This window comes from Pseudomonas sp. LAIL14HWK12:I1 (assembly GCF_003202095.1).
Taxonomy (GTDB): Bacteria; Pseudomonadota; Gammaproteobacteria; order Pseudomonadales; family Pseudomonadaceae; genus Aquipseudomonas; species Aquipseudomonas monteilii.
Genome location: NZ_QJKG01000009.1, coordinates 92,126 through 105,321 on the forward strand (window position 1 = coordinate 92,126; position 13,196 = coordinate 105,321).

Here is a 13,196-nt window from a genome sequence, read left to right on the forward strand (position 1 = left end):
GGCCGTTGTGCGGCGGCCCCAGGCTTTGCTGACTTAGCCGGCAATCAGCTGTCGCAACACATAATGCAAAATCCCCCCAGCCTTGAAATACTCCACCTCATTCAGGGTATCGATACGGCACAGCACCTCGATCTGCGTCTGCTGCCCATCCTCGCGGGTGATGCGCAAGGGCAGGCTCATGCCCGGGCGGATCTGCGCGCCATTCAAGCCCAGCACATCGATTCGCTCCTTGCCGGTCAGCCCCAGTTGCTTGCGGTCGTTACCGGCCTTGAACTGCAGCGGCAGCACGCCCATGCCCACCAGGTTTGAGCGGTGAATACGCTCGAAGCTTTCCGCCAGTACAGCCTTGACCCCCAGCAGGTTGGTGCCCTTGGCTGCCCAGTCGCGGCTTGAGCCGGTGCCGTATTCCTGGCCGGCAATCACCACCAGCGGGGTGCCTTCCTGCTGGTAGCGCATGGCCGCGTCGTAGATCGACAACTTCTCGCCGCTGGGCACATGCAAGGTGTTGCCGCCTTCCTCACCCGCCAGCATTTCGTTGCGAATGCGGATGTTGGCGAAGGTGCCGCGCATCATCACTTCATGGTTGCCACGCCGCGAACCGTAGGAGTTGAAGTCGCGTGGCTCCACCCCCTGCTCACGCAGGTAGCGCCCGGCGGGGCTGTCGGCCTTGATGTTGCCAGCCGGTGAGATGTGGTCGGTGGTCACCGAGTCGCCCAGCAGCGCCAGCACACGCGCACCCTGGATGTCGACGATCTGTGGCGGCGGGCCGCTGATGCCGTCGAAGAACGGCGGGTGCTGGATGTAGGTAGAGTCGGGCTGCCACACGTAGGTGGCGGCCTGCGGCACCTCGATGGCCTGCCATTGTGCATCGCCGGCGAACACTTCGGCATATTCCTTGTGGAACATCGCCGTGTCGACCTTGGCGACGGCTTCGGCAATTTCCTGCTGGCTGGGCCAGATGTCGCGCAGGTAAACCGGCTGGCCGTCCTTGCCGGTACCCAACGGGTCACGCGTCAGGTCCAGCCGTACGCTGCCCGCCAGGGCGTAGGCCACCACCAGCGGCGGCGAGGCCAGCCAGTTGGTCTTGACCAGTGGGTGCACACGGCCTTCGAAGTTGCGGTTGCCAGACAGCACCGATGCCACGGTGAGGTCGGCGCTGCCAATGGCTTTCTCGATCGCTTCATCCAGCGGGCCGGAATTGCCGATGCAGGTGGTGCAGCCATAGCCGACCAGGTCGAAGCCCAACTGGTCGAGGTAGGGGGTGAGCCCGGCGGCCTTGAAGTAGTCGGTGACCACCTTGGAGCCCGGTGCCAGCGAGCTCTTGACCCAGGGTTTGCGTTGCAGGCCCTTTTCCAGCGCCTTTTTCGCCACCAGCCCGGCCGCCATCATCACGCTGGGGTTGGAGGTGTTGGTGCACGAGGTGATCGCTGCAATCACCACGGCACCATCGCGCAGGGTGTGAGTCTGGCCTGCATGGTTGTAGTCGATCTCGCCCGCCTGGTCGGCGTTGCCCACCGCTACGCCGCCGCCACCTTCGCTCTCCAGACGGCCGATGTCCTTGGCCAGTGGTTTGGGTTGCAGCTCGATGAAGTGGTCAAAAGCCTGGCTGACCTGGCCCAGCGCTACCCGGTCCTGTGGCCGTTTAGGCCCGGCCAGGCTGGCTTCGACCTCGTGCATGTCCAGCGCCAGGCTGTCGCTGAACAGCGGCTCCTGGCCAGGCAGGCGCCACAGGCCTTGGGCTTTGCAGTAATGCTCGACCAGTTGCACGGTCGCTTCGGGGCGGCCCGACAGGCGCAGGTAGTCCAGGGTCACCTGATCGACCGGGAAGAAACCGCAGGTGGCGCCGTATTCCGGCGCCATGTTGGCAATGGTCGCCCGGTCGGCCAATGGCAGCTCGGCCAGGCCATCGCCGTAAAACTCGACGAACTTCCCCACCACGCCTTTCTTGCGCAGCATTTGCGTAACCGTCAGTACCAGGTCGGTGGCGGTGATGCTTTCGCGCAGCTTGCCGGTCAGCTTGAAACCGATCACTTCGGGGATCAACATCGACACGGGTTGGCCGAGCATGGCCGCCTCTGCCTCGATGCCGCCGACACCCCAGCCGAGCACACCTAATCCATTGATCATGGTGGTGTGCGAGTCGGTACCCACCAAGGTGTCGGGGAAGGCATAGGTGCGGCCATCGGCTTCACGGGTCCACACCGTGCGGCCCAGGTACTCCAGGTTGACCTGGTGGCAGATGCCGGTGCCCGGCGGCACTACGCGGAAGTTGTCGAAGGCGCTCTGGCCCCAGCGCAGGAAGGCATAACGCTCGCCATTGCGCTGCATTTCGATATCCACGTTCTCGCCGAAGGCCTGCGGCGTGCCGTAATGGTCGACCATTACCGAGTGGTCGATCACCAGGTCCACCGGTGACAGCGGGTTGATCCGCTGCGGGTCGCCGCCGGCCTTGGCCATGGCTGCGCGCATGGCGGCCAGGTCGACCACGGCCGGCACGCCGGTGAAGTCCTGCATCAGCACCCGCGCCGGGCGATACTGGATCTCGCGGTCAGAGCGCCGCTCGCTTAGCCACTGGGCAAGGGCGCGCAAGTCGTCGCCGGTGACGGTATGGCCGTCCTCCCAGCGCAGCAGGTTTTCCAGCAGCACCTTCAGCGACATGGGCAGGCGTTGCAGGTCACCCAGCTGGCGGGCGGCCTCGGTAAGGCTGAAATAGTGATAGGTCTGGTTGCCGACCTGGAGGGTCTTGAGGGTGTTCAGGCTGTCGAGCGAGGGCATTGCCAACTCCTTCTGCGCCGGTGCCCGGCAATTACTCAAGGTCTGCCGGTGTCACCGCTCTGTTGCGGTCCGCACGGTACGGACCTGGCTGAAAGGTCAGGTTAGACCGCTTTGCGGCCGCTGACCCTTTTCTGGACCGGCGGAGCGTGTCGCAGGTTCCGATCTTCCTTTATCATCGCCGCCCTGCCGGCGCCTGTTGCGCGCCAGCCGTAGTGGAGTGAGAGATGAATACCCTGTTCATGCATTGCCGGCCCGGTTTCGAGGGCGAGGTTTGCGCCGAAATCAGCGAACATGCCGCCCGCCTGGGCATTGCCGGCTATGCCAAAGGTAAGCCACAAAGTGCCAGCGCCGAGTTTGTCTGCAGTGAAGACGGCGGTGCCGAGCGATTGATGGGGGCGCTGCGCTTCAACGAGCTGATTTTCCCTCGGCAGTGGGCCCGTGGCGGTTTTGTCGAGTTACCGGAAAGTGACCGTATCAGTGTGCTGCTGGCGCAGTTGGCCGACTTCCCGGTGTTCGGCAGCCTGTGGCTGGAAGTGCTGGACAGCAACGAAGGCAAGGAATTGTCCACCTTCTGTCGCAAGTTCGAAGTGCCGTTGCGCAAGGCCCTGGAAAAGGCCGGCCGCCTGGTCGACGACGCCAGCCGCCCACGGTTGCTGCTGACCTTCATCAGCGGCCGGCGGGTGTTTGTCGGCTTGGCCCCGGCCAACAACAGCGCGTTGTGGCCCATGGGCATCCCGCGCCTGAAATTCCCCCGCGAGGCACCCAGCCGTTCGACCCTCAAGCTGGAAGAGGCCTGGCACCAGTTCATCCCGCGTGAGCAGTGGGAGCAGCGCCTGGGCGATGACATGACCGGTGTCGACCTGGGCGCCTCGCCGGGTGGCTGGACCTACCAGCTGGTACGTCGTGGCATGCTGGTGACGGCCATCGACAACGGGCCGATGGCCGAAAGCCTGATGGACACCGGCCTGGTGCAGCACCTGATGGCCGACGGTTTCACCTGGCAGCCGAAGCAGCCGGTGGACTGGATGGTGTGCGACATCGTCGAGAAGCCGGCGCGCACCACTTCGCTGATCGAAACCTGGCTGGGTGAGGGGTTGTGCCGCGAGGCAGTGGTCAACCTTAAATTGCCGATGAAGCAACGCTATGCCGAAGTACGCCGGTTGCTCGACCGCATGGAGGCGACGTTCAAGGCGCGCAAGATCAGGGTATCGATTGCCTGCAAGCAGCTGTATCACGACCGTGAGGAAGTGACCTGCCATCTGCGCAGACTGGACCTGAAGCCGCGCTGATTTCGGGGGCTGCAAGCCAGCCCCTTGGTTGAAGCGAGCCTATGCGCGACAATAACGATCATTTGCGGAGCCCCCCATGACCGATTTCACCCCCGATGCCATCCTCGACGCCACCGGCCTGAATTGCCCGGAACCGGTAATGATGCTGCACCAGCACGTGCGCAACCTGGCGGCTGGCGGCCTGCTGAAGGTCATCGCCACCGATCCGTCGACCCGCCGTGACATTCCCAAGTTCTGCAACTTCCTCGGCCACGAATTGCTGCAGCAGCAAGAGGACGCCGGCACCTTCCTGTACTGGATCCGTAAAAAAGCCGACTGAAGCGCTCTGGAACACGCCCCGCGTTGCGCCTACACTGCGTTCCCCAGACAGGAGAGCGCCATGCTGATAGTTGCCGACGAGAACATCCCGCTGCTCGATGCCTTCTTCCAGGGTTTCGGTGAAATTCGCCGCTACCCGGGCCGAAGCCTCGATGCCGCCAGCGTCAAGGACGCCGATATCCTGCTGGTGCGCTCGGTGACCAAAGTCGACCGCCAGCTGCTCGAAGGCAGCCGCGTACGCTTTGTCGGCACTTGCACCATCGGTACCGATCACCTGGACCTGGACTACTTTGCCGAAGCCGGCATCCGCTGGAGCAGTGCGCCGGGCTGCAATGCACGCGGCGTGGTCGACTACGTGCTGGGCAGCGTACTGACCCTGGCCGAGCTCGATGGCGTGGCACTGCCCGATCGCGTGTATGGCGTGGTGGGTGCGGGTGAGGTGGGCGGCCGCCTGGTGCGGGTGCTTCACGGCCTGGGCTGGAAAGTACTGGTGTGCGACCCGCCGCGCCAGGCCGTCGAGGGTGGCGACTACGTCAGCCTCGAGACGATCTTGCAGCAGTGCGATGTGATCAGCCTGCATACCCCGTTGCAGCGTGCCGGCGAGCACCCGACCTGGCACTTGCTGGGCCAGGCGCAGTTGGCGCAGTTGCGCCCAGGGGCCTGGCTGATCAACGCCAGTCGTGGCCCGGTGGTGGACAACGCTGCCTTGCGCGAGCTGCTGCTGGACCGTGAAGACGTGCATGCGGTGCTGGATGTGTGGGAGGGCGAGCCGCAGGTCGACCTGCAACTGGCCGACCTGTGCACGCTGGCTTCGCCGCACATTGCCGGCTACAGCCTCGATGGCCGCCAGCGTGGCACGGCGCAGATCTACCAGGCGTTGTGCCGCTTCCTCGGCGTGGACGAGCAGGTGCAACTGGCAGACTTGCTGCCCCGGCCGCCACTGGCACAAATCGAACTGGATGCCGGCACCGACCCGGCCTGGGCCTTGGCGACCCTGTGCCGCGCCGTGTACGACCCGCGCCGCGACGATGCGGACTTCCGCCGCAGCCTGAGCGACGACCCGCAGCTGCAGCGGGCGGCGTTCGACCAGTTGCGCAAGCAGTACCCGCCACGTCGCGAGATCGAAGGGCTGGCGGTGCGCTTGCGGGGTGAGTCGCCACAGTTGGCGCAGCTGGTCAGTGCCTTGGGTGGGGTGCTGGCCTGATTCAGGCCAATAAAAACCCGGCGCGAGCGCCGGGTTGCAAATAATTCGTCGGTCAACCTTTGCGTACGCGCTCGGCCCGGCTTTCTTCCAGGGCCTTGCAGGCCTGCTGGATCATTTGCTCGGTGATCGGCACTTCGCGCCCCTGGGCGTCGATGATCGAACCGCACACCTGCGGTTGCGGGGTGGTCCGGGGCTTCTGGTTGTCACTGCCATGCTGCAAGCTCATGCACTGTCTCCTCATCAGGTTCAAGCTCAAGTTAGCCCTGCGCCGTGACTGGCCTGTGACAGCTTCTGTGTCACGGCAGCAACAGTCCAACAGAAACCAGGTGAAAGCTCCAGCGACTGGTTATACCGATGGGCTATAGCAACCTGCGGGCATTCCCACAGCCTGGATGAGTGGTAGTCTGCGGTTTCCCCCGCATTATGGTCGTCGCCATGCCCGAATCGGTTTCCCCACGTCAGCGCCGCGCCTTGCGCCTGGCCTGGCAGTTCGTCCGCCCCTATCGCCGGCAAGTGCTGCTGGCCTTGCTGGCCCTGGTGGTCACTGCCGCCATCACCCTGTCGATGGGGCAGGGCATCCGCCTGTTGGTGGACCAGGGCTTCATGACCCGCTCCGCGCACCAGCTCAACCAGACCATCGGGTTGTTCCTGCTGCTGGTGCTGGCCCTGGCGGTGGGCACTTTCAGCCGCTTTTACCTGGTCTCGTGGATTGGCGAGCGGTGTGTGGCCGATATCCGTCGCGCCGTTTTCGATCACCTGATCGGCCTGCACCCCGGCTTTTTCGAAGACAACCGCAGCTCCGAGATCCAGTCGCGGCTGACGGCGGACACCACCTTGCTGCAGTCGGTCATCGGCTCATCGTTGTCGATGTTCTTGCGTAACGCGTTGATGGTCATCGGCGGCGTGGTGTTGCTGTTCATCACCAACCCCAAGCTCACCAGTATCGTGGTGGTGGCCCTGCCGTTGGTGTTGGCACCTATCCTGCTGTTCGGTCGTCGGGTGCGCAGCCTGTCGCGGCAGAGCCAGGACCGGGTGGCCGATGTGGGCAGCTACGTGGCCGAAACGCTGGGGCAGATCAAGACGGTGCAGGCCTACAACCACCAGGCGCACGACCGCGAACTGTTCGCGGGCACGGTCGAAGCAGCGTTCAGCGTGGCCCGCAAGCGGATTGCCCAGCGTGCCTGGCTGATCACCCTGGTGATCGTGCTGGTGTTGGGGGCGGTGGGGGTGATGTTGTGGGTCGGCGGCATGGATGTGATCGCTGGGCGTATTTCTGCAGGCGAGCTGGCTGCATTCGTGTTCTACAGCCTGATCGTCGGTAGCGCCTTCGGTACCCTCAGCGAGGTGATCGGCGAGCTGCAGCGTGCCGCTGGCGCCGCTGAGCGTATTGCCGAACTGTTGGCTGCGCGCAGTGCAATCCTGCCGCCCGAGCTGGCGCAGGCGCTACCAAGACAGCGGGCCAAAGGGCACATCGAATTGCAGCAGGTGGTGTTTGCCTACCCGTCACGGCCTACGGTGGCGGCTGTCGATGGCCTGAGCCTGGCCATCGAACCTGGACAGACCGTTGCCCTGGTTGGCCCCTCGGGTGCAGGCAAGTCGACCTTGTTCGATTTGTTGCTGCGTTTTTACGACCCACAGCAAGGGCGCATCCTGCTCGATGGTCAGGCGATTACCGCGCTCGACCCTGACCAGCTGCGCCGCCAGTTCGCCCTGGTGGCGCAAAACCCCTCGCTGTTTCGTGGCACGGTGGAGGCCAACATCCGTTATGGCCGGCCCGAGGCGAGCCTGGCAGAAGTCGAGGCAGCCGCCCGCGGTGCCTATGCCGATGAATTCATCCGGCAGCTGCCGCAAGGCTACCAGACGCCTTTGGGCGAGGGCGGCATCGGGCTTTCCGGTGGGCAGCGGCAGCGCCTGGCGATTGCCCGGGCGTTGCTGGTGGATGCGCCGATCCTGTTGCTGGATGAAGCCACCAGCGCCCTCGACGCGCAGAGCGAACACCTGATCCAGCAGGCGTTGCCCAGCCTGATGGCCGGGCGCACCACGCTGGTGATCGCCCATCGCCTGGCCACGGTGCAGCATGCCGAACGTATCGCGGTCATCGACAAGGGGCGGCTGGTGGCGGTGGGCACACACCGTCAGTTGATCGAGGAAAGCCCGCTGTATGCGCGGTTGGCGGCCTTGCAGTTCACCACAGGGTAGGGTGTCGCGGTTTTGTAACATTTTTGTAGCAATTGCCTGAGAGTATCTGCCTCAACTGTTGCGTAAGTGCTCGACCTGGCTGCCATTGCTTGATGGCAGCTTTTTTTTGGCCTGCCAGTAATGGGGGCTGCACAGCGGCCCCAGCCCTCTCTCTTTGGTTCCGAGACCCTAGATGTTGCGTAAATCCCTCAGAGTGCAAATTCTCTCGCTGCTCGGCGGCAGCCTGGCGGCGATGTTGCTGATCGCCCTGGTGTGTTTCCAGTTCCTGTCGTCCAGCGTGCGCGGTTATGCCGAGCTGGTCGACGGGCCGCTGCGGGCCTCGCAATTGATCGACGAAGCCAACCTGCAATTCAAGATACAGGTACAGGAATGGAAGAACGTGTTGCTGCGCGGGCGCCAGCCAGCGGACATGGACAAGTACTGGCAGCAGTTCCAGGCCCGTGAACAACAGGTTCAAGAGCTGCTCGGGCAGTTGATCGACAGCAGCGACGCCAGGCTCAAGGCGCCGTTGCAGCAGCTGCGTGACAGCCACCGGCAGTTGGGCCAGGCCTATGCGCAGGGCCGCCAGGCTTTCCTTGCCGCAGGTGGTGACCCGGTAGCCGGCGACCAGGCGGTCAAAGGCGTGGACCGCGCCGCCAGCGAGCAGATGAGCGAACTGGTCGAGCAGCTGCGTGCCGATGCGCGTCAGCGTGCGGCCAGCATCAGCGCCAGCGCCGAGCGCACGGTATGGCTGGGCTTGCTGGTGATGTTGGCTTCGGCGGTGCTGGTGGGGCTACTCAGCCTGTGGCTGGTCAACCGTAGCCTGATCGAGCCGATCCGCCAACTGATCGAGTATGTCGCACAACTGAGCCAAGGGCGTTTCGCCGCCCGGGTCGATAGCCGCCGTGAAGATGAACTGGGGCGCCTGGCGCGGGCTGCCAACACGCTGCGCGACTTCCTTGCCGATACCGTTGGCCGCCTGCAGGACAACGCGCAGGAGCTGGAAGGCGCCAGTGGCCAGTTGCGTAGCATCGCCGGCGACATGGCCCGTGGCACCCACGACCAGTTCCAGCGTACCGACCAGGTGGCCACGGCCATGCACGAGATGTCCGCCACCGCCCAGGAGGTCGCCCGCCACGCCGGCGAGGCCGCTCGCGCGGCAGATGACGCTGACCACAGCGCCCAGGCCGGCGAGCAGGTGATGCAGCAGACCATCGACATTATCGGTGTGGTCAACCGTGAAATCGCCGGCACGGCGGCGGTAATCCGCGACCTGGAACACGACAGCACGCGCATTGGCAAAGTGCTGGAGGTGATCCGTGGCATCGCTGAGCAGACCAACCTGCTGGCGCTCAACGCAGCCATCGAAGCGGCCCGTGCTGGCGAAGCCGGGCGTGGGTTTGCAGTGGTTGCCGATGAGGTGCGCAGCCTGGCCCAGCGCACCGCTGCATCGATTGCCGAGATTCACCAGATCATCGAAGCCGTGCAGTCGGGGGCGGTAGAGGCGGTCAAGGCGATCGAAAGCGGCCAGCAGCGCAGCGAGGAGGGGGCCGAGCAGGTGCAGCAGGCCGGGCAGATGTTGCAGCGCATCACCCAGTCCGTAGAGGCGATCCGTGACATGAACCGACAAATCGCCACGGCGGCCGAAGAGCAGACCAGCGTGGCGGAGGACATTTCGCGCAACCTGATCGAAATCACCCGTATCGCCACGGCCAACCAGCAGGCAGTGCAGCATACCGAGCAGGCCGGGCAGCGCTTGCACGGGTTGTCGGGGCAGTTGGGTGAGGTGACCTCGCGCCTGACGGCCTGACCGTTTTCAGGCACAACAAAAAGCCCGCACAAGGCGGGCTTTTCGAGCAGGATCTGGTCGGAGAGACAGGATTCGAACCTGCGGCCTTCTCGTCCCGAACGAGACGCGCTACCTGGCTGCGCTACACTCCGATGAACAAAATCCTACTGCATCCCGTTTTTGCACACAAGCCCTTGTTGTTCAAAGGGGCTTTGCAAAACGGGCGCCTGGATCAGAGCTCTTTGACGGTGCGGATCTGGTCCTTGTTCAGGCGGGTGCGCTTGCCATCCAGTTGCTCGAATTCGTAGAAGCCGGAGTCTTCATCGTAGTTCGGGGTGTCCGTGGCCTGGATTTCGCGGCCATCGTTCAGGGTAATGACGGTCGGCGAAGCGCAGCCGGCAAGGGCGCCCAGGCCCAGGGCGAGCAGGAAGGCGGGTAGGGTCCGTTGAATCATCGTGTTTCTCCAGTGCGATGGTGCTAGATGTCAGTTAAGACGCAGGGTGTCCATGCAAGTTCCTTTTTTAGTGCAGCATAGCGGCAAACCCGGCCTATTGACCGAGGGCAATCGCCATGGGCGCAACGTCGGGAAAGGTGCGCTGTGATATAACTGCGGCCATCTCATCCTGTTGTGACGGACACCCATGAAAGCCAAGGCAGATACCCCCTTCGTGGCGCTGAACATCGCCGTGCTCACGGTCAGCGACACCCGTACTTTCGACACCGACACCTCCGGGCAGCTGTTCGTCGACCGCCTGAGTGCGGCCGGCCACCGTTTGGCCGAGCGCGTGCTGCTCAAGGATGACCTGTACAAGATCCGCGCCCAGGTTGCCACCTGGATCGCCGATGACAACGTGCAAGTGGTGTTGATCACGGGGGGGACCGGCTTTACCGGCCGCGATAGCACGCCCGAGGCGGTGGCCTGCCTGCTGGACAAACAGGTGGAAGGGTTTGGAGAGTTGTTCCGGCAGATCTCGGTGGCCGACATTGGCACCTCCACTGTGCAGTCGCGTGCCTTGGCCGGGCTGGCCAACGGTACCTTGGTGTGCTGCCTGCCGGGCTCGACCAACGCCGTGCGTACCGGCTGGGATGGCATCCTGGCCGAACAGCTCGATGCCCGCCATCGCCCGTGCAACTTCGTTGCGCACCTGAAGCAGGCTGCGGCCTGTGACAGCCGTGGCTGAGGCCGGCCAGGCCCGGCCGCTGATGCCGGTGGAGCAGGCCCTGGAGCAACTGCTGGCGCTGGCCGAGGCGGCGCCCATACGCGAGATGGAGAACCTGCCGCTGGCCGAGGCCGAAGGCCGTGTGCTGGCCACCGATCTGGTGGCCTCGCTCGACCTGCCGCCCTGGCCGAACAGCGCCATGGACGGTTATGCCTTGCGCAACGCCGACTGGCAGGGCCAGCCGCTGCCGGTCAGCCAGCGCATTTTTGCCGGGCATGCGCCACAGCCGCTGCAGCCAGGCACCTGCGCGCGCATCTTTACGGGGGCGCCGGTGCCGGAAGGGGCCGACTGCGTCGAGATGCAGGAAAACACCGAGGTGCTCGAAGATGGCCGGGTACGCTTTCTTGAAGCGTTGCAAACCGGGCAGAACATACGCCCTCAGGGCCAGGAAACCCGCAGGGGTGAGCAGGTAATGAGCGCCGGCACCCGCCTTGGTCCGATCGAACTGGGCCTGGCGGCGACCCTGGGCCATGGTCGCCTGGATGTGGTACGCAAGGTACGGGTGGCGGTGCTGTCCACCGGTGACGAACTGGTCGAGCCCGGCCTGCCGCTGGGCCCTGGGCAAATCTACAACAGCAACCGTCGGCTGCTGGTCAGCTGGTTGCAGCGGCTGGGCTGCGACGTGGTCGATGCGGGCATCCTGCCGGATGACCTTGCACGTACCCGTGCCTGCCTGGCCTCGCTGGGCGACGTTGACCTTATCTTGTCTACCGGCGGTGTCTCGGTGGGGGAGGCCGACTACCTCGGTGCTGCCCTGCGCGAAGCCGGCGAGCTGGCGTTGTGGAAGCTGGCGATCAAACCGGGCAAACCGCTGACCTTCGGCCACTTCCAGGGCGTGCCGGTGATCGGCCTGCCGGGCAACCCGGCCTCGACCTTGGTCACCTTTGGCCTGCTGACCCGGCCCTACTTGCTCCGTCGTCAGGGGGTGGCCGATGTCACGCCGCTGCGTTTCGACATGCCGGCGGGCTTCGACTGGCCCAAGCCTGGCACGCGCCGCGAATACCTGCGCGCGCGCATCGAACAGGGCCAGGTGCGCATCTACAAGAACCAGAGCTCGGGGGTGCTGCGCAGTGCCGCCTGGGCCGAGGGCCTGGTAGAGGTGCGCGAAGGCAGTACGCCGAAACAGGGCGATAGCGTGCCGTTCATCCCCTTCAGCGAGCTACTTGGCTGAGCGGCCCAGCCAGGCACTGCCCAGCGGTGCGGCCTCGGCGGGCGCTGCCTGGGCCAGGCGCATGTGCACGTTCTCCAGTTGCTGGGCCGCCACGCTCCAGTCGTGGCGTTGACGGGCGAATTGCCGCCCGGCATCGCTCAGTTGGCTCATGCGCCAGGGCTGGTTGAGCAGTTGGGTGATCAGCAGGGCGAGCTGGTCACCGTCATCACTGCCCAGGTAGTGTTCTCCGTTGTTCGCGGCCAGGCCCGATACGCCTTTTCCGGTGGTGATCACCGGCAGGCCGGCGGCCATGGCCTCGAGGATTTTTACTTTGGAGCCGCCGGCATAGCGCAGCGGGGCGAAGAACAGTGCCGAACGCTTTTGCAGCTCGCGCAGGTCAGGGCGGTAGCCTAACCATTCGATGCGCGGGTCGTTCCAGTGCAATTTCCAGCTGATCGGCAGCGCATGCCCGGCTATCGCCAGGCGCACCGCCGGGTTGCTCATCCACACTTGCGGCATGATGTCTTCCAGCGCCCACTCGATGGCTTCCAGGTTGGCGCCATACTCGAAGTTGCCCACGAACAACAAGCGCTGGCTATGCAGCGCAGGTTGCACGTGCTGGTAGAAATCACAATCCACACCATTGACCACCACGTTCACCGGGCGCCCGCTGATCTGCGCGATCAGCTCGGCATCGTGTGCGCTGACCGCTACCAACTCGGTAGGTTGGCGCAGCACCCGCTGTTCCCAGCGCCGGTAGCGCCAGCGGTCAAAGGCATTGAGCGGGCGTAGCCAGAGCGGCAGGCGGTCGTGGCAGGCACCGCCCATCACGGACTCCAGCGTGTGCTCGCTGAGCATGTAGGGCAGCCCGCGCGCCTGCAAAGCCTTTTCGAACGGTTGAAAGCTATAGCTGTGCTCAATCTGGATCACGTCCCACGGTTCGTCCAGCAACTGCTCGAAGCTGTGCCGCAGGCAAGGGGACAGGCCATTGATGATCGCCCGCATGGGGTAGTCGATGATCGGCGAGGCCAGCAGGTTCAGCGGGCTGTGCAGTGGCCGACGGGGTAGCACGATCAGTCGTTCGAGTAGGGGCTCCAGGGCTTCGCGGGCCGCATCGCTGAGCGGGATTTTCGACTGCACCAGCAGGGTAATGCGGTGGCCTTGCTGTGCCATTGCGCGCATCAGGTGGTATTGCCGGGTCTTGCTGCCGCTGGTAGTTGGCCAAGGCAGGTACGGCAGTGTCCAGAGAATGCGCATGACCCGGAATCCTCGC

At 64.5% G+C, this 13,196-nt stretch carries 11 protein-coding genes, 1 tRNA gene and 1 pseudogene; 8 read left to right on the forward strand and 5 right to left on the reverse strand.

Annotated features, from left to right (window positions below; genetic code table 11):
• Positions 1-33: 33 nt before the first annotated feature.
• A complete protein-coding gene (acnA, locus tag D906_RS21115) occupies positions 34-2,775 on the reverse strand; it encodes an aconitate hydratase AcnA (protein ID WP_027615676.1) in 2,742 nt (913 codons plus the stop codon).
• 224 nt (positions 2,776-2,999) lie between these two features.
• On the opposite strand from acnA, the gene rlmM reads away from it, so the two are divergent.
• The 3 genes from rlmM to pdxB all read left to right on the forward strand — a co-directional run bounded on the left by rlmM (position 3,000) and on the right by pdxB (position 5,586).
• Positions 3,000-4,064, forward strand: coding sequence for a 23S rRNA (cytidine(2498)-2'-O)-methyltransferase RlmM (gene rlmM, locus D906_RS21120; RefSeq protein WP_019096188.1), 1,065 nt, complete (start codon positions 3,000-3,002; stop codon positions 4,062-4,064).
• A gap of 76 nt (positions 4,065-4,140) precedes the next feature.
• Entirely contained in the window at positions 4,141-4,383 is a 243-nt protein-coding gene (gene tusA, locus D906_RS21125) for a sulfurtransferase TusA (protein ID WP_003248727.1), read from the forward strand.
• Positions 4,384-4,443: 60 nt separating this feature from the next.
• Positions 4,444-5,586, forward strand: coding sequence for a 4-phosphoerythronate dehydrogenase PdxB (pdxB, locus tag D906_RS21130; RefSeq protein WP_016714879.1), 1,143 nt, complete (start codon positions 4,444-4,446; stop codon positions 5,584-5,586).
• Positions 5,587-5,638: 52 nt separating this feature from the next.
• Here pdxB and D906_RS26660 read toward each other — a convergent pair whose 3' ends face one another.
• Positions 5,639-5,812 (reverse strand): PA1571 family protein, encoded by a 174-nt coding sequence (locus D906_RS26660; RefSeq protein WP_016714880.1) that lies wholly within the window; start codon positions 5,810-5,812, stop codon positions 5,639-5,641.
• A 209-nt stretch (positions 5,813-6,021) separates the two neighbouring features.
• On the opposite strand from D906_RS26660, the gene D906_RS21135 reads away from it, so the two are divergent.
• The 3 genes and pseudogenes from D906_RS21135 to D906_RS27115 all read left to right on the forward strand — a co-directional run bounded on the left by D906_RS21135 (position 6,022) and on the right by D906_RS27115 (position 9,574).
• Positions 6,022-7,785 carry an ABC transporter transmembrane domain-containing protein gene (locus D906_RS21135; protein ID WP_025754469.1) on the forward strand — a complete coding sequence of 588 codons (1,764 nt, stop codon included), beginning with the start codon at positions 6,022-6,024 and terminating at the stop codon, positions 7,783-7,785.
• Between the two features lie 745 nt (positions 7,786-8,530).
• Positions 8,531-8,641: pseudogene (locus D906_RS27110) on the forward strand (hypothetical protein); the annotation flags it as partial.
• A gap of 228 nt (positions 8,642-8,869) precedes the next feature.
• Positions 8,870-9,574, forward strand: a complete 705-nt coding sequence (locus D906_RS27115; RefSeq protein WP_371257972.1) for a methyl-accepting chemotaxis protein — start codon at positions 8,870-8,872, stop codon at positions 9,572-9,574.
• 54 nt (positions 9,575-9,628) lie between these two features.
• On the opposite strand, the gene D906_RS21145 is transcribed toward D906_RS27115, so the two are convergent.
• Positions 9,629-9,705 (reverse strand) — tRNA-Pro (locus D906_RS21145).
• An 80-nt stretch (positions 9,706-9,785) separates the two neighbouring features.
• Positions 9,786-10,007, reverse strand: a complete 222-nt coding sequence (locus D906_RS21150) for a YgdI/YgdR family lipoprotein (RefSeq protein ID WP_019096192.1) — start codon at positions 10,005-10,007, stop codon at positions 9,786-9,788.
• 187 nt (positions 10,008-10,194) lie between these two features.
• Between D906_RS21150 and moaB the strand changes: the two genes are divergently transcribed.
• A complete protein-coding gene (moaB, locus tag D906_RS21155; RefSeq protein ID WP_016714883.1) occupies positions 10,195-10,734 on the forward strand; it encodes a molybdenum cofactor biosynthesis protein B in 540 nt (179 codons plus the stop codon).
• Complete coding sequence (gene glp, locus D906_RS21160; protein WP_027615678.1) at positions 10,718-11,944, forward strand: gephyrin-like molybdotransferase Glp; 1,227 nt, start codon at positions 10,718-10,720, stop codon at positions 11,942-11,944. The genes moaB and glp overlap by 17 nt, the downstream gene beginning before the upstream one ends.
• Here the strand turns inward: glp and D906_RS21165 are convergent.
• On the reverse strand, positions 11,933-13,180 hold the full coding sequence (locus D906_RS21165) for a glycosyltransferase family 4 protein (RefSeq protein ID WP_027615679.1): 1,248 nt from the start codon (positions 13,178-13,180) through the stop codon (positions 11,933-11,935). The two genes, glp and D906_RS21165, sit on opposite strands and share 12 nt — an antisense overlap.
• Positions 13,181-13,196: the final 16 nt, after the last annotated feature.